The sequence below is a fragment of the Paraplanobispora takensis genome (assembly GCF_016863195.1).
In the GTDB taxonomy this organism is placed as follows: domain Bacteria; phylum Actinomycetota; class Actinomycetes; order Streptosporangiales; family Streptosporangiaceae; genus Planobispora; species Planobispora takensis.
The window spans coordinates 13,256-29,652 of sequence record NZ_BOOK01000082.1; the positions used below are offsets into that span (position 1 = coordinate 13,256).

Below are 16,397 nucleotides of genomic sequence, written 5' to 3' on the forward strand. Positions count from 1 at the left end.
CGGTGAAGAGCCCGCCTCACAGGCGGGTGAGCACCGGCCCGGGCACTGCGGGCGGCCCGTGGGGCTCGGCCTCCATCCACGGCGGCGGCCCCGCGTCCGCGACCTGCTGCAACGGGATCGGATGAGCGTCCGCCGCCTCCTCGCCGCACCCGGCGGAGCGCATCATCGACAGGAAGGTCCGCCACTCGGCGCGTTCTCTGCGGTATCTGGCGGCGATCTCCTGGACCAGTTCGGGCACGCCGAGCTGCCGGGCGACCTCGTCCGGGTCGGCCGGCCCACGCACCCAGCCCCCCGCCCGCCGTTCGGCCAGGCCGTGTTCGGCCAGGGCACGCAGCCCCGCGCTCGCCGCGGTCGCCGACAGCCCGGCCAGCCCCTGCACCTCGAACGTGGCCACCGGCGCGTCGATGGTGAGCTGCTCGTGCACGAACGCGGCCGGGCCGCCCAGGACCCTGAACACCGGGTGCACTCCGCCGAGCCTGCCCGGCTGCCAGCGCCGCCACCGCGCCGCCTCTGCGTAGCCCTCGGGGACGACCAGGCGGTAGGTGTCGGCGTGCTCGCCCCGATGGGCCTGCACCAGCTCGATGAACGGCTCGGGCTCCTCCCTGAGCGTGCGCAGCGCCTTGGCCACCGTCGACTCGTTCAGCCCGCACAACAACGCCAGGTTGCGCACGCCGAAGCCCACCACCGTGGAACGGCGCTGCTGGGCGGCGCGCAGGATCGCCCGCAGCACCCGGCGAAGAGTCAGCGACCGCGCTCCGGTCCAGCGGTGGTGCTCGGCCGCGCAACGGGCCGAGTTCCAGCTCCTGAGCGATCTCAGGTGCTCGACCTGCGCGTCCGGGACTTCCGGACCTGCCGGGGCCCCTAGAGCCGGGGGTGGGGGGGAGGGCCGGCCCCCCCCGTGAGTTCTCCCCCTTGTGTGGACCTCGCGGCCATATTCCCTCCCCGCGATCCAGGAGACCGCTTTTTTCCAGTCGGCGTGCAGGGCCCTCTCACGTCCGGAGGAGGAGCCGTAGCGGGCGTAGAAACCGGCCAGGCCGGGCCACTCACCCGAATGGATGCGCGAGGTCAGATCCGAGGGCCGCCAGCCGCAGGCGACCGCACCGGAGACGACGGCCTGGCGGGCCTCGGAGGGCGAGTCGTACTGGCGGGGATCGAAGCGGCCGGTGCGGGCGATCTCCTCCAGCCGGGGCGACAGGCGCGGGAGCGGGCCGCCGGGGCGGGGCAGCCAGCGGTCGCCGGGCGACCCGGGGGCGACCCGCGATGCCGTATCGGAGCGGGCGGATCCCTCGGCGTGCGGCGCCGTACCGGGGCGGGCGGATCCGGAAGGGGTGCGAGGCGCGGGTACGGCGAGCGGCTCCCGCCTCGACGGCACGGAGGCCTTCGGGTCGGCGCCGTGGTCCGGGCCGGATGAGGGGGCGGGCTCGTGGAGCGGGGCGGCGCCGAGGTCGAGGGACTCAAGTTCGGGCTGGAGCGCGTCGAGCAGCCGTGACCAGACCTCGGGCCCGTTGCGCCGCTCCAGGACGCGCCGGACGTGCTCGACGGGGGTGGTGAGCAGCTGGTGGCCGCCGGAGCGGTGCCGGGAGCCCGGGGGGCGGATCAGCCCGTCGGTGATGTTGACCATCGGTCCGGGGTCGAACGTGGCGTACCGGCGGGCCAGCGCGAGCGCCAGCAGCTTCATCGGACCGAAGTAGATCCTGGACGACCAGGGGACATAGCAGTGCCGGCCGCCGTTGGGCGAGACGTCGCCGAACCCGCTCCCCCCGCAGGAGACGATCAGACGGGCGAAGTCGTCGGCGTCGGCGGCCACTGCCGCCCGGGGGTCGGCGGCGCCGGTCAGCGCGGCGCGGGAGACGTCGAAGTCGGCCACGAGCAGGCTCGTCATGCCGTGGTGGTAGAGGTACACGGTGGCCGGGTGGGCCGGGAGACGGGCCGTCAGCTCCCGTTCGAGCCGGCGGGGATAGTTGCGGCCGCCGTCGTGGGACAGGCGCATGCGATCGCGGGCCGAGAGCGCGGGGGCGCACAGGGCCCACTGCTCGGCGGCGGCTCCGGAGGCGTCGCGACCGGTCGTTGAGGCGGGGAAAATCACGCCGTCAGATGTGCCGGATGACCGGTCCTGTATGGAATTGTGCTGGTCGGCCAGGCCAGTTGCCGATTGATCGGACACGCCGAAATCGGGCATGACTGGCAAAGCCGCGATGCCATCGCTTATTCTTGCCTCCAGAAGTACATGGCTCCATGGCACAGCCCCGTCGCTCCAAGGCCCTGTTCGGTTCGGAGAGACACGGCTGATCTAGAGAGACACTGGCTGCGGCTTCAGCGAAACAGGCCGGGTTCAGACCGCGAGGTCAGGACCGGGGCGGTTAAGCAAAGACGATCCGATGTCTCTGGGGAAGGTCCTCGCGCACTTGCTGGCAGGCGATATAGGCGCGGGGGCCTTCTTGGTTTCCGTATGAAGTTCTCCGCCGATCCCCGGCGGTCAGGGCTCCTTCGCCTGTCGAGGTGAGGGGGGCCGTACGGCCTCCTCGAAAGGTCCAACTAAGCCGGATGCCAACCCGGCCGGTTCTGACTAGGCCGCGGCGTCGCGGAGGGGCGCGGCCTTCTTCTTCTTTTTCGCGTTGAGCGGCTGCGGAGGCTTGACCTTCGAACCGCGCGAGAGTGCCATCAGGTACTCCGCACCCTCTTCGGGGCTGCGGAAACCCAGCTCCCTCCACTTGCCGTGGGCGAGGGAGAAGGTGAAGTCGACGTAGGTGCTGAAGCTGTCGAAGCCCAGCTCCTTCCACGTTTCCAGCGCGTGCTGGTAGACGTCCTCATGCATGAAACGGACGCTGTGGCGGATGCCCCCCTTGGGGACGCGTCCCGGCTTCACATGTCTACTCATGGTCGACGACCTTATATGAATCAGAGTCTTGTTGAGGGTCAATCACCCGGCGTGTCGCACACGTATCACGGGTTTTCTGAACAGCTGGTCAGAGGGGAATCCGACCGTCGGCGCACAGCATTTCAGTCGGAGCCGGAAACGGACAAGGGGAAGCCGGATTCCGGGGTGTTTTGCCTGGCTGATGATGGTTTTGCCACCCGGGGAGCCACGGGAAGAGTGAAGGAGAATCGGGTCCCGCCGCCCTCGTTGTCCTCGACGCGGATCTGCCCGCCGTGGTGGTCGACGATCCGGCGGCAGATGGCCAGGCCCAGGCCGGTGCCCGGGTAGCCCTCGCTGCCGCGCGCCCTGGTGAAGGCCCCGAAGACGGAGTCGCGCTGGTCGGCGGGGATGCCGATGCCGTGGTCGGCGACCGAGATCCGCCACATGCCGCCCTCCTGCTCGGCGCTGACGTCGATCTGGGCGGCCGAGCCGTGGCGGACGTACTTGATGGCGTTGCCGATGAGGTTGTCCAGCACCTGCCGCAGCCGGGGCGAGTCGGCCACGACCACCGGCAGCCGGCCGAACTCGACGTGCGGGCGGTCGTGGTCGAGGTGGGAGGTGCGCTCCATGACGATGTCGGCGACCATGCGGCCGAGGTCGATCTCGGCCAGGTCGAGGGCGCCGTCCCCGGCGGCGGCGTAGGCCAGCAGGTCGTCGATGAGATGCTGCATCCTGGAGGTGCCGCTGCGGATGCGGCTCAGCCAGCCGGTCACCTGCGGGTCGGGCGTCCCCTGGAGGTTGTCCTCCACGAGCTCGCAGTAGCCCATGATCACGGTGAGCGGGGACTTCAGGTCGTGGGCGGCGACCGCGGCGAACGCCTCCAGCTCGGTCTCGCGCTCGCGCAGGCGGGCCTCCACCTCGCGCCGCCGGGCGATGTCGGCCTTCAGCGCCGAGGTCGCCTGGGTCACGCGGGCCAGCGCCCGGTCACGCGAGGTGGACAGCACCAGGACCAGCCCGGCCAGCAGGATGCTGATCACCGCGCCGCAGACCAGGAGCACCTGCCGCAGGTGGGAGTCGCCGGCGGCGGAGAAGCGGGCGGTGGGCTCGATCTGGAGCCTCCACTGACGGCCGGCGACGGTGACGGTGGTCTGGCGCGACAGGTCCGCCTTTGCCAGCGGCTCACCGGTCCGCATGGTGGCCAGCAGGCGCTCCCGGCCCGGCGTGGAGACGTCGGAGAGCGTGGCGTTGAGCGCTCCCTGGGAGATCGGCCGCAGCGCCCCGTCGGCGAACTCGTCGCCGCGCACGCCCATCAGCAGCCAGCCGCGCAGCAGTCCCGCGTCGGGGGCGGAGGCGGCGCCGTAGACGGGTGCGGCGAGCACGAACGAGACGCGCTGGCGGGAGACGGGCAGCGCGCGGTCCCGCAGCAGCACGTAGGCGGGGCTGGCGGTGACCTGGCCGCTGCGGCGGGCCTCGTCCATGGCGGTGGCGGCCTCGGGGGCGGCAGACAGGTCCGATCCCAAGGCCGTGGAGAGCCCGTCCAGGCTGCGGCTGAGCACGACGAGCCGGTGCTCCTCGGTCTGCACGGGCCGCACGGTCAGGTCCGCCGAGCCCCTGGCGCGCCAGGCCCGCTGTACGGCCTGCACCTGCGCGTCGTCGGCGGAGACGGCGAAGCCCACCTCGCTGGTGCCCGCCAGTCCCCGGTAGGCCAGACGGAAGGTGATGGCGTCGAACTCCTCGGCGGTCAGTTCGGTCTGGGAGCCCACCGCGGCGGCCAGATGCCCCAGGAGCTCCACGCGCCGGTGGGCCTCGGTGGTGATCACTGTGCGCATGGCCTCCAGGTGGCGGTCCATGCGCTCGCCGGTCTGCCGGTTCTGCACGGCGGCCAGGAGACCGGCGACCACGACGGTGACGACCAGCCCGAGCACCAGGACGATGCCGGCCATGGCCACGCCGGTGCGGCGGATGCGGTGGGAGGTGCAGGAGGTGGAGGGCATGGGGCGTCCTCCTACAGCTCGGGGAGGGTGAAGCGCACGGTGGCTCCCCCTCCGGGGGTCTCGTCGATCCAGATGCGCCCGCCGTGGCGTTCGACGATGCGCTGGCAGGTGGCCAGGCCGATGCCGTGCCCGGGGGTGGCGCGCGAGGCGTCCAGGCGCTCGAACATGCCGAAGGCCGAGGCGCGGCGCTCGGCGGGGATGCCCACGCCGGTGTCGGCGACCGACACCGTCCAGGTCCCCTCGGCGTGCTCGGCCGAGCAGGTGACGCGGGCGGGCCGGTCGGGGTGGCGGAACTTGATGGCGTTGGCGATGAGGTTCTGCAGGAGCTGGCGCAGCAGCACCGCGTCGCCCCGCACGACCGGCAGCCGTCCGTCGGCGCGGACCTCGGCGCCCGTGGCGGTGACGGCGGTCCTGAGGTCGGTGACGGCGAGATCGAAGATCTCCTGCAGATCGGTGTCGTCGGCCACGACATAGGTGGCCCCGGCCTGGGCGTAGGCCAGCAGGGCGTCGATCAGGGCGGTCATCCGCCCGGTCCCGGCGATCGCGGTGGCGATCCACTTCTTGGCCCGGGCGTCGAACTGCACGTCGTAGGTCTCCTCCAGCTGCTGCAGGTAGCCGTTGACGACCGCCAGCGGCGCGCGCAGGTCGTGGCTGGCCACGGCGGCGAAGCGCTGCAGTTCGGTGTTGGAGCGCTCCAGCTCGTCGGTGCGGTCCACGACCTGCTGGTGCGCCGCCTGCAGCTGCCGCTGGCGGTGCTCCAGCTCGCGGTGGGCCACGGCCACCTCCAGGCGGGCCCGCTCGGCCTGCTCGGCCAGTTCCTGCTGCACGCGCGCCTGACGGCGCCGCTCGAACAGGCCCAGCACCACCTGGGCCAGGTCGGTGAGCCGGTCGATCTGCTCCGGGCCGAGCCGGCCGGGCACGGAGTCGAACACGCACAGGGTGCCCAGCGCGTGGCCCAGGGGGGTCACCAGCGGGGCGGCGGCGTAGAAGCGGATCTTCCCGATCCGGCCGTCCACCCACGGGTTGCCGGAGAAGCGCGGGTCCTGGGCCGCGTCGGGGATGTGCACGAAGCCGCCGATGGTGATGCTGGTGGCGCACATCGACTCGTCGCGGGGGGAGTCGCCCCCCTCGAAGCCGACGGTCGTCAGCTGGCACTGGCGGTGGGTGTCGATGAGGTTCAGGGTCGCGGTGGGCGTGCCGGCGACATAGGCCGCCGTACGCAGCACGGCCTCGAGCTCGGGACCTGCCGGCGTGTCGAGCAGGCCGTACTCATGCAGCTCCCGCACGCGTGCTGCCTCGGCGTCCAGTCCGTTCATCGGCACCCCTTCACGACTCACTACAGCGTGCACGGACCCCTCCCCTGTCCTTCGGCCGGTGGGGGGTGGAGTTGAGAGATGGGCCACTTCGATCCGCGGGCGTCGTCCCCGTGCGGGGCGGGAGGCCTAGAAGCGCGGAACCGGGTATGAACGCTGACCAGGGGGTTCCCCGAAGGGGGTTCGGGGACGACGTCACGAGGTGATTATGAGCAATGTTCTGATCGTCGAGGATGATCTCGACATCCGAGATCTGACCGTGTTCCGACTGGAACAGGCGGGTCACGACGTGCGCACGGCAGGCGACGGGATGGAGGCTCTGGCGGCGTTGGAGGAACAGCGGCCCGACATTGTGATCTTGGACTGGATGATGCCGGGGCTGTCCGGGCCGGAGGTGTGCCGCAGGCTGCGCGCCATGCCGGGCATGGAGGGCGTGGTCGTCCTCATGCTGACCTCCAAGGCCCAGGAGGCCGACGTGGAGGAGGGCTTCCGCGCCGGCGCGGACGACTACATGGTCAAGCCCTTCAGCCCGCGTGAGCTGGCGGTTCGAGTCGGCGCGCTGCTGGCACGCGCCCGTCCTTGACGGGACGCCCCGGACGGTGACCGGGGCACCCGCAGGCGTAAAGTGGCTTTTCGTGCACAAGTAACCACAATAAGTCACCTGCAACGGTTCTGCACCCTTCCAGCACCCGTGACTGCAACCAATCGCAACGTACGGTGGCGGTCAACTCACGGAAAGCCACCATGGCGGATCTTCCCCGGTGGCTGGGACTCACGGAGGAGTGCACCATGACCGGTCTTTATCTCAAGCTCCAGGAGCTGCTCAGCGAGTCCGGCCGCGACCGCGGCGCGACGGCGGTGGAGTACGGCCTCATGGTCGCGCTCATCGCGGCGGTCATCGTCGGCACGGTGATCCTGCTCGGCCAGGGCCTGGATGTGAAGTTCGGCGAGATCCTCGACCAGATCGGCTGATCGCGTGCTCCGGCTGGGCGCTCGCGCGCAGCCGGAGCGTACGGCGACGCTGCCGGACCGGCGCGCGGGCCGTACGACGATCCCCGATGACGCGGACCGCACGGCGAGAGGCCGGCGGGCGGGTGACCGGGGCGCCGCCTCGGTGGAGACGGCGCTCATGCTCCCCGTGATCGTCTTCCTCCTGTTCGCGATCATCGACTTCGGACGCATGTTCAACGCGCAGATCACGCTCACCGAGGCCGCGCGGGAGGGCGCCAGGGCCGTCGCGCTCGGGCACCTGGCCGCGCCCCGGGTGGCATCGGTCATGCAGGGACTGTCCCCGGTCTCCAGCACGGTCACCTCCTGCCCCCCGGCTCCTGACCCCGGCGCCGACGCCGTCGTCGAGGTCAGGTACTCATTCGAGTTCATCACGCCGGTGGCGGGCCTGGCCGCGCTGTTCGGCGGCGGCCTGGACGGGCCGATCACCCTGTCCGGCAGGGGGGTCATGCCGTGTCTGGGCTGAAGTGGTCCCGCATCCGGCCACAGCGAGCCCTGCGGGCCCTTCGCGCGCGGTGGCGCGGCGGGGACGAGGGCGGCATCGCCGTGCTCGTCTGCGTGGTGCTGGCGGGCGGAGTGCTGCTGGGCATGGGCGCCCTGGCCATCGACGTCGGCCGGCTGTACGCCGAACGCGAGGAACTGCAGAGCGGGGCCGACGCGGCCGCCGTGGCGGTGGCCGAGCAGTGCGCCCGCGACGCCGGCCGGTGCGGTACGGCCCCGCTGACCACGGCGCGGCGCTACGCCGACGTCAACGCCAAGGACGGGACCTCGGCGGTGGAGACCCTGTGCGGGCGCACCTCCGGCGGCCTGCCCTCCTGCCCGCCGCCGGCGACCAACCTGACCGCCTGCATCGGTGATCCCCCGGCCACCTCCGTCTACGTGGAGGCGCGCACCCTGTCACGCAGGCCCGGCGGCAGCACGCTGCTGCCGCCGATCCTGGCCCAGACGCTGCTCGGCCGCGCGGACTACGCCGGGGCCGAGGTGCGGGCCTGCGCCCGCGCCGCCTGGGGGCCGCCGCTGCGGGCCAGGGGCCTGGGGCTGACCATCTCGCTGTGCGAGTGGCGCCAGGCCACCGCGGAGGGCACGGCGTTCGCGCCGGCGCCGCCGGCGACCGCGCCCGCCTCGGCCGAGGTCGCGCTCTACCTGCACACCACCACGGCCCGGCACTGCACCACCCGCGGCTCCGGCGGCGACAACCCCGGCGGGTTCGGCTGGCTGGACGACCTCGACGACAGCTGCTCGGTGATGATCGAGGCCGACGGCACCTACGGCGGCGACCCGGGGGTGTCGGCCTCCCAGGAGTGCCAGGAGGTCCTGGAGGGCCTGCGCGGGGACGGGGCACTGGCCTACCTGCCGATCTTCCGGGCGGTGGCGGGCACCGGCCAGAACACGGTCTACACGATCGAGGGCTTCGCCCCGTTCGTCATCACCGGTTACGCGCTGCCCGGGTTCTCCGAGGCCTCGTCGCTGACCGGCAGGCAGTACTGCTCGGGATCGGACAAGTGCGTCTACGGCTACTTCACCCGCGCCCTCATCCCGGTGAAGGGCACGATCGGCGGCCCGGACCTGGGCGCGTCCATCGTGACTCTGATCGGTTAGGGGGAGACATTGAAGTCGCGCATATTCACGCTGCTGGCCGCGCTGGTCCTGGGCCTGGCCGGGATCGCGGCCGTGCTGGTCTACGTCTCCGGGGCCGAGTCCCGGGCGCTGGAGGGCAAGAAGGCCGTCGGCGTGCTGGTGGCCAAGGAGCGCATCCCGGCCGGCACCACCGGCGAGCAGGTCCGCGCCCGGGGACTGGCCGAGCTGGTGCGCATGCCCGCCGAGACCGTCCCCGCCGACGCGCTGAGCACCGTGGACGCCGCGCTGGACCGGCTGGCCCTGACCGCCGGGCTGCAGCCGCGCCAGCTGCTGCTGCGCGGCATGTTCGCCCAGCCGCAGCAGACGACCGGGGGGCTGACGATTCCCGAGGGCAAGATGGCGATCGCGGTGGAGATGACCGCCGCGGCCGACGTCGCCGGATACGTGCGCCCCGACACGCAAGTGACCGTCTTCGACACCTTCAACGTGCTCAAGGGCCGCGACGGCGTGCCCTCCGGCGACCGGCTGGCCGAGAGCCCCGAGACCAACCGGGCCACCCGGGTGCTGCTGCCGCGCGTGCAGGTGCTCGCGGTGGGGCCGCGCCGCGCACTGCCCGCCGGCGGCGCCGAGGCGGCCGAGGCCGAGCAGGAGCAGCAGCAGGAGCGGACGCTGCTGGTCACCGTGGCCGTCAACCAGGACGAGGCCGAACGGCTGGTGCACGCCGCCCAGACCGGCACCCTCTACCTCGGCCTGCTGACCGACACCAGCGACGTGGCGCCCGGTCCCGGCGTCGACAACCACTCCCTGTTCCGCTGAGCGGCGGGACAGGGCACCGCAGGCCCCCGCGGAGCACCGCAGCCGGGGCCGCGACGACTGGAAGGAGGCGGTGATGACCGTCCTGTACGAACCGCGGCCCGCGACGGCCGCCGAGCTCGCCGCGCTCCTGGGGCAGGCGGGCCACGCGGTGCGGACCGCGGCCGACCCCGCGGGGCTGGCCGCGCTCCTGGCCGCCGACCCCGGCGAGCCGCTGGTGGTCTTCGGCCCCGGCGCCGCCCCCGCCGACGCCGTGGCCTTCGCCGCCGAGCAGCGGCTGCGCCGCCCCGCGACCGGCGTCGTGCTGCTGAGCGCCGAGGCCGGCGCCGGCCTGCTGCGCGAGGCGATGCGGGCCGGGATCAGGGAGGTCGCCGACCCGGGCGACCCGCGCGCCGTACTGGAGGCGTGCGGGCGCTCGCTGGAGGTCTCCCGCGGGCTGGCCCTCCCGCAGGAGATCCCGGGCATGTACGGCGAGCAGCCCCCCTACGGCGGGCAGCGGCCCCGCAGCCCCGGCCGGATCGTCACGGTCCTGGCCACCAAGGGCGGCTGCGGCAAGACCACTGTCGCCACGAACCTGGCGGTGGCGCTGGCCGCCGGCGGCCAGCGCCGGGTCCTGCTGGTGGACCTGGACGTGGAGTTCGGCGATGTGGCCATCGCGCTGCAGCTGACGCCCGAGCGCGGGCTGGCCGACGCCATCACGATGGCCGACCGGCTGGATGAGACCGGCCTGCGCTCGCTGCTGACGCCGTACCGGCCCGGCCTGGACACGCTGCTGGCGCCGGTGCGGCCGACCGACGGCGAGCAGATCGGCGGCCCGCTGGTGGGTGAGGTGCTGCGCCTGGCCCGGGACATGTTCGACTACGTGGTGGTGGACACCCCGCCGCACTTCTCCGACCCGGCGCTGGCCGCGCTGGACGTCACCGACCACTTCGTGGTGCTGGCCGCGCCCGACGTGCTGACGCTGAAGAACACCCGCATCGCGCTGGAGACGCTCGACCTGCTCGGCCACCCCGCCGACCGGCGCATCGTGACGCTCAACCGCTCCGGCTCCCCGGTCGGGCTGACCCCGCAGGATGTGGAGCGGGTGCTGCGGGTGCCGCCGCACGCGCACATCCCCTCCAGCGCCGACGTGCCGCTGTCGCTGAACCGCGGCGTGCCGCTGGCGGCCGCCGACCCGGCCCACCCGGTCAGCCGCGCCATCGCCGACATCGCGGTCCGGCACCTGTCGGCCCCGCCCGGCCCGCCCTCCCGCGAGCGCGGCCGCCGGGGGCTGCTGCGCCGGGCGAGGGGATGACGGCCATGACGGGCGGAGTGCGAGGCGAGGGCACTGCGCGAGGCGAGGACAGGAAGGGGGACTGACAGCGATGGGACTCAACGACAGGATCGCCCGGCGGCGCACGGCCGCCGTGCCGGCCGGCGCCGTACACGCCACCGCGTCCGGTACGGCCGCGGCGGCGGGCTCCGAGGCGGCCGGGAACGGCGCCGCCGCGGCGGCGCGGGCAGCCGACCCGCTGGCCGAGGTGCGCCGCCGGGTGCACCAGGCCCTGCTGGACGTGCTGGGCCCCCAGATGTACGCCGAGGAGGTCGCCGACGACGACGATCTGCGGCGGCGGGTGCGCGAGACCATCGGCGAGGTGCTGGCGGGCGAGGAGACGCCGCTGACGGCCGCCGACCGGGCCCGCGTGGCCGACGAGGTCGCCGACGACATCCTCGGCCACGGCCCCCTGGAGCCGCTGCTGCGCGACCCCGACGTCAGCGAGATCATGGTCAACGGCCCGAATCTGATCTTCGTGGAGCGCTCGGGGCGCATCGAGGAGGTCGAGACGCGCTTCGCCGACGACGCCCACCTGCGGCGCGTCATCGACCGCATCGTCTCCCGGGTCGGCCGGCACGTCGACGAGGCCAGCCCCATGGTCGACGCGCGCCTGCCCGACGGCAGCCGGGTCAACGCCGTGGTCGCCCCCATCGCGCTGGACGGCTCCATGCTGACCATCCGCAAGTTCTCCAAGGACCCCTACACCGTCGACGACCTGGTCTCCTTCGGCACGTTCACCAGGCCGGTGGCCGAGGTGCTGGAGGCGTGCGTGCGGGGCCGCCTGGACATGGTGATCAGCGGCGGCACCGGCTCGGGCAAGACCACCACGCTCAACGTGCTGTCGAGCTTCGTGCCCGCCGGCGAGCGCATCGTCACCATCGAGGACGCCGCCGAGCTGCAGCTGCGCCAGAAGCACGTGCTGCGCCTGGAGTCGCGCCCGGCCAACACCGAGGGCCGGGGCGAGGTCACCATCCGCGACCTGGTCCGCAACGCGCTGCGCATGCGCCCGGACCGCATCGTCGTCGGCGAGGTCCGCGACGGCGCCGCCCTCGACATGCTCCAGGCCATGAACACCGGCCACGACGGCTCGCTGACCACCGTGCACGCCAACACCCCGCGCGACACGCTGGCCCGCCTGGAGACGATGGTGCTGATGGCCGGGGTGGACCTGCCCGCGCGCGCCATCCGGGAACAGATCGCCTCCGCCATCGACGTGATCGTGCAGGTCACCCGGATGAAGGACGGCGTGCGCCGGATCACCCACGTCACCGAGGTGACCGGCATGGAGGGCGAGGTGGTCACCCTCCAGGACATCTTCGTCTTCGACTACCGCGCCGGCATGGACGACAACGGCCGCTACCGGGGCACCCTGGTGCCCACGGGCCTGCGGCCGGCGTTCCTCGACGAGATCGCCAAGGCGGGCGTCGCCGTCCCGCCGGGCGTCTTCGGCGGTGTGTGGTGAGGTCCCTCCCCCGGCCGGAGGGCCGGGTCGTACGGCGGGGCCCCGGGGGCGGGCGCGCCGCCCGCTTCACCGCCTCGGCCCTGGCCGCGCTGACGGCTGTCCTGACGCTCGCCGTGGCGATCCCCGCGGCGGCGGTGGCGCGCCTCGACGACGAGCTGTCGGCGGCCGTCAGCGCCGTGCGGGTCACCGCGGGGCAGGCGCAGTTCTATCTGACCGCCCGCAACCTGCCCGAGGGCGTCTCCCTGGACGAGGCGCAGGTCACGGTGCGGGCCGGGAACGAGACGCTGGCGGCGTCCGTGGAGGCGTCCGGGGGCGGCTCGCCGGGCGGGGGCCCGGAGCGGTCCGTCGTGATCGTCTTCGACGCCAGCGCCTCGATGGACGGTGAGCCGCTGGCCCGGGCCCAGGACGCCGCGCTGCGCTACGCCGCCGCGGTGCCCGCCGACGTGCGCATCGGCCTGGTCCGGGTGGGCGATGAGGCCCGGACGCTGCTGGAGCCCACCGCCGACCGGCGGGCCTTCGCCGCGGCGGTGGGCGGGGTGCGGGCCCAGGGCAGCACCGCCCTGTACGACGCCGTCGCCGAGGGCCAGGCGGTGCTGGCCCGGCAGCCGGCCGGGGACCGCAGGATGCTGGTGCTCTCGGACGGGGCCGACACCTCCTCCGCGACCTCCCTGGACCTGCTGGCCATGCGCCTGCGGCGCGAGGGGGCGGTGCTCGACGTGGTCGCCTTCGGCGACGGGACCGACGCCGAGGCGCTGCGGCGCCTGGCCGACAGCGGCACCGGGCAGGTCCGCCGCGCCACCCGGGGAGAGGAGCTGGCCCAGGCGTTCCTGTCGGCGGCCGCCGCGTTCTCCGCGCCGGTGCGGGTCACCGTACGGGTGCCCGCCACGCTGGCGGGGCGCAGCGCGCGCATGACCGTCGAGGTGCGGGCGGGCGGGGAGAGGGCGAGCACCGCAACGACGGTGGCCTTCGCCGCCGATCCGCGCGCCGCCCCCGGCACGGGACCGGCCGCCGTCGCGGTCGGCGGGCCGCCGGGCTGGCTGTACCCGGTGGGCGGCGGCGCCCTGCTGGGCGCCCTGCTGCTGGGGATCGCGGCCCTGGCCGGGCCCCGCCGCGGCCTGGACTCCCGCCGCCTGGCCCAGCTCGACCGCTTCGCGCTGCGCCGGGCCGCACCCCAGGGCGGCGCGGGCGCCGCCGTACAGGGCGTGCAGGGTGCCGCGCTCGCGCTCACCGACAAGGTGGTGCGCGCCCGGGGCCGGCACGAGCGCATCACCGTCCAGCTGGAGCAGGCCGGGATGCGGCTGCTGCCGCACGAGTGGACGCTGCTGCGGCTGGGCGTGTCCTTCGCGGTGACGGTCCTGCTCGGCCTGCTGGTCTCGCCGGTCGCCGGGGTCCTGCTGGGACCGGCCTCGGGCTGGGCGGGCTGCGCCTTCTACCGGCGTCATCGCGCCGCCCGGCGCGCCCGCAGGTTCGCCGAGCAGCTGCCGGACTCGCTGCAGCTGGTCGTCGGCTCGCTGCGCTCGGGTTTCTCCCTGGGACAGGCGCTGGCCGCGCTGGTGCGCGAGTCCGCCGAGCCGATCAGCACCGAGTTCGGCCGGGCCCTGGCCGAGACCAGGATCGGCGTCGACCTGGAGGACGCGCTGGAGAAGGCGGCCGAGCGCACCGACTGCCGGGACCTGTCGTGGCTGGTGATGGCCATCCGCATCCAGCGCGAGGTCGGCGGGAACCTGGCCGAGATCATGGCGACCGCGGTGGACACCATGCGCGAGCGGGCCCGCCTGCGCCGCCACGTGCGCGCCCTGACCGCCGAGGGCCGCCTGTCGGCCTACGTCCTGATCGCGCTGCCCATCGGCATCGGCGCCTGGATGTTCCTCATCCGGGGGGAGTACGTGCGCCCGCTGTACACCGAGCCGCTGGGCATCGTCATGCTGGGCGCGGCCGTGCTGCTGGTGCTGGCGGGAGCCTTCTGGATGAGCCGCCTGATCAAGGTGGAGGTGTGAGCCGATGGGCCTGTTGCTGCTGACGGGAGGGTTCACGGCGCTGTCGGCCGCCGTCGTGTTGTTCGTGCGCGTGGTGACCGCGGGCCGCGGTCACCGGGTGACGCCGGCGCGGCTGGAGGCCGTCGAGCGCGTGTACGGCGGGGGCGGCGCCGTACAGCAGGCTCCCCAGGAGTCCTTCGCCGACCGCGTGCTGCGCCCGCTGGCCGGCCGCTTCGGCGGGCTGGCCCACCGCCTGACCCCCGCGGGCATGGTCGCCCGGATGAACCGCTCGCTCACCTACGCCGGGAACCCGCCCAAGTGGCCGGTCGAGCGCGTCATGCAGATGAAGGGGCTGGGCCTGCTGGCGGGCGGTTTCATCGGCCTGCTGTACGGCTCCGGCCTGGGCGGCGCCCTGCTGGTGCTCGGCGTCGCGGCGGGCGCCGCCGCCGGGTTCTTCCTGCCGGATCTGCTGATCTACAACCTCGGCGTGCGCCGCCAGCAGGAGATCGCCAAGACGCTGCCGGACATCCTCGACATGCTCACCGTCAGCGTGGAGGCCGGTCTGGGCTTCGACGCCGCCGTCTCGCAGGTCCGCCACAACGCCGAGGGGCCGATGGCGGGGGAGTTCGCCCGGATGCTGCGCGAGATGCAGCTCGGCAAGCCCCGCACCGACGCCCTGCGGGCGATGTCGGAGCGCACGACCGTGATGGAGCTGCGCGGTTTCGCCTCCTCGGTGGTGCAGGCCAGCGAGCTGGGCATCCCGATCGCCAACGTGCTGCGCGAGCAGGCCAGGGAGATGCGCCTGCGCCGCCGTCAGCGGGCCGAGGAGGCGGCGCAGAAGGTCCCCATCAAGATCCTCTTTCCGCTGCTGTTCTGCCTGTTCCCGGCTCTGTTCGTCATCATCATCGGCCCCGGCGCGCTGAGCATCATGGAGCTGCTGGGCAGCTGAGGGGCTCCCGGGCGCGACGCCCGGTGGTTTCCGGGCAGGGGGACTTCCGGGCGGAGTGATTTCCCCACCGGGTGACTTCCCTCACATTCCTCTCGCGGGTGCCGAATCTTCGGGAAACGGCCCGAGTCCAACGGCCCCGCGAGAAAGTCACCGGCTATGGCAAACAGGCAATCGTTACTTCACGGACTTCTCGGGGGCCGCCGGGTCGGTACCAAGATCTTCCTGTCTCTGGGAGTGCTCGCGGCGGTCACGATCGGGGTGTTCCTGGTGGCGCGCGCCGAGCTGGCGTCGGCCGCCGAGCGGGCCGCGGAGCTGTACGAGAACGGCGTCGTGGCCAGCAAGAAGCTCGGCCACGCCCACCAGCAGCAGATCAAGATCCGGATGGACGTGATGGCGCACGCCGCCGTACCGGACGCCGAGCGGAAGGCGGCGTGGCTGGAGAGCCTGAAGGAGGACGAGGCCGAGCTCGCCCGGGACCTGGCCGACTACAGGAAGCTCGTCGGCTCCGATCCGCATCTGGAGACCTTCGAGGCCGCCTGGGCCCGGTACCGCGCCCTGTACGAGGGCACGCTCCTGCCGCTGTCCGACAAGCGGGACGCCCGGACCTGGGCCGCCGTCTACGCCGAGCAGGCCAAGCCGCTGACGAGCGAGGGCGCCGACGCGCTGGACGCGCTGGCCGCCGCGCGTACCGCCCTGTCGGAGAAGCAGGCCCGGCAGGTCCAGGACGCCCGTGACACGGGCAACCGGACCATGCTGCTGTTCCTGGTGGCCGGGCTGCTGGTCGCCGGGTTCATCGGCCTGGCGGTCACCAGGCGTATCGTCGCCGAGCTGACCACGGTCCGCGACACCCTGAACGGCGTCGCCGCCGGTGACCTGACCCTGCGGGCCGAGGTGCGCAGCGACGACGAGCTGGGGCAGATGGCCGGCGCCCTGAACACCGCCGTCGAGCACATGCGCTCGACCGTCCACCTGATCAACGACTCGGCCTCCGGCCTGTCGGCGGCCTCGCAGGAGCTGACCGCCACCAGCACGCAGATCGCCTCCACCGCCGAGGAGGCCAGCGACCAGGCCGGAAGCGCGGCCGGCGCGGCGGGGCAGGTCTCGGGCAACGTGCAGAGCGTCTCGGCGGGCG

14 protein-coding genes are annotated in these 16,397 nt (G+C 73.4%); 10 read left to right on the forward strand and 4 right to left on the reverse strand.

The features are described from left to right. Positions 1-16: 16 nt before the first annotated feature. The 4 genes from Pta02_RS38935 to Pta02_RS38950 form a co-directional block, all read right to left on the reverse strand. Positions 17-2,086: a chromosomal replication initiator protein DnaA gene (locus Pta02_RS38935; RefSeq protein ID WP_203880061.1), complete on the reverse strand. Its 2,070-nt coding sequence runs from the start codon at positions 2,084-2,086 to the stop codon at positions 17-19. A 480-nt stretch (positions 2,087-2,566) separates the two neighbouring features. Then, positions 2,567-2,878, reverse strand: coding sequence for a hypothetical protein (locus Pta02_RS38940; RefSeq protein WP_203880062.1), 312 nt, complete (start codon positions 2,876-2,878; stop codon positions 2,567-2,569). A 122-nt stretch (positions 2,879-3,000) separates the two neighbouring features. Next, positions 3,001-4,851, reverse strand: a complete 1,851-nt coding sequence (locus Pta02_RS38945; protein WP_203880063.1) for a sensor histidine kinase — start codon at positions 4,849-4,851, stop codon at positions 3,001-3,003. 11 nt (positions 4,852-4,862) lie between these two features. Then, complete coding sequence (locus Pta02_RS38950; RefSeq protein ID WP_203880064.1) at positions 4,863-6,167, reverse strand: GAF domain-containing sensor histidine kinase; 1,305 nt, start codon at positions 6,165-6,167, stop codon at positions 4,863-4,865. A gap of 205 nt (positions 6,168-6,372) precedes the next feature. Between Pta02_RS38950 and Pta02_RS38955 the strand changes: the two genes are divergently transcribed. From Pta02_RS38955 to Pta02_RS39000, 10 genes are all read left to right on the forward strand, one after another. After that, entirely contained in the window at positions 6,373-6,747 is a 375-nt protein-coding gene (locus Pta02_RS38955) for a response regulator transcription factor (RefSeq protein ID WP_203880065.1), read from the forward strand. 206 nt (positions 6,748-6,953) lie between these two features. Then, entirely contained in the window at positions 6,954-7,136 is a 183-nt protein-coding gene (locus Pta02_RS38960) for a Flp family type IVb pilin (RefSeq protein ID WP_203880066.1), read from the forward strand. Positions 7,137-7,140: 4 nt separating this feature from the next. Continuing rightward, a complete protein-coding gene (locus Pta02_RS38965) occupies positions 7,141-7,638 on the forward strand; it encodes a TadE/TadG family type IV pilus assembly protein (protein WP_203880067.1) in 498 nt (165 codons plus the stop codon). After that, complete coding sequence (locus tag Pta02_RS38970) at positions 7,626-8,771, forward strand: TadE/TadG family type IV pilus assembly protein (protein WP_203880068.1); 1,146 nt, start codon at positions 7,626-7,628, stop codon at positions 8,769-8,771. Before Pta02_RS38965 ends, Pta02_RS38970 begins: the two co-directional genes overlap by 13 nt. Before the next feature lie 9 nt (positions 8,772-8,780). Beyond that, positions 8,781-9,566, forward strand: a complete 786-nt coding sequence (cpaB, locus tag Pta02_RS38975; RefSeq protein ID WP_203880069.1) for a Flp pilus assembly protein CpaB — start codon at positions 8,781-8,783, stop codon at positions 9,564-9,566. 73 nt (positions 9,567-9,639) lie between these two features. Next, positions 9,640-10,857, forward strand: a complete 1,218-nt coding sequence (locus Pta02_RS38980; RefSeq protein WP_203880070.1) for a CpaE/TadZ family protein — start codon at positions 9,640-9,642, stop codon at positions 10,855-10,857. Between the two features lie 70 nt (positions 10,858-10,927). Next, the gene (locus Pta02_RS38985; protein ID WP_203880071.1) at positions 10,928-12,340 is read left to right on the forward strand and encodes a TadA family conjugal transfer-associated ATPase; all 1,413 of its coding nucleotides are present in this window, start codon (positions 10,928-10,930) and stop codon (positions 12,338-12,340) included. Continuing rightward, on the forward strand, positions 12,337-14,337 hold the full coding sequence (locus Pta02_RS38990; protein ID WP_203880072.1) for a type II secretion system F family protein: 2,001 nt from the start codon (positions 12,337-12,339) through the stop codon (positions 14,335-14,337). Before Pta02_RS38985 ends, Pta02_RS38990 begins: the two co-directional genes overlap by 4 nt. Positions 14,338-14,341: 4 nt before the next feature. Then, positions 14,342-15,265, forward strand: coding sequence for a type II secretion system F family protein (locus Pta02_RS38995; RefSeq protein WP_203880073.1), 924 nt, complete (start codon positions 14,342-14,344; stop codon positions 15,263-15,265). Between the two features lie 234 nt (positions 15,266-15,499). Next, a partial coding sequence (locus Pta02_RS39000; protein WP_203880074.1) for an MCP four helix bundle domain-containing protein occupies positions 15,500-16,397 on the forward strand: 898 nt, incomplete at its 3' end.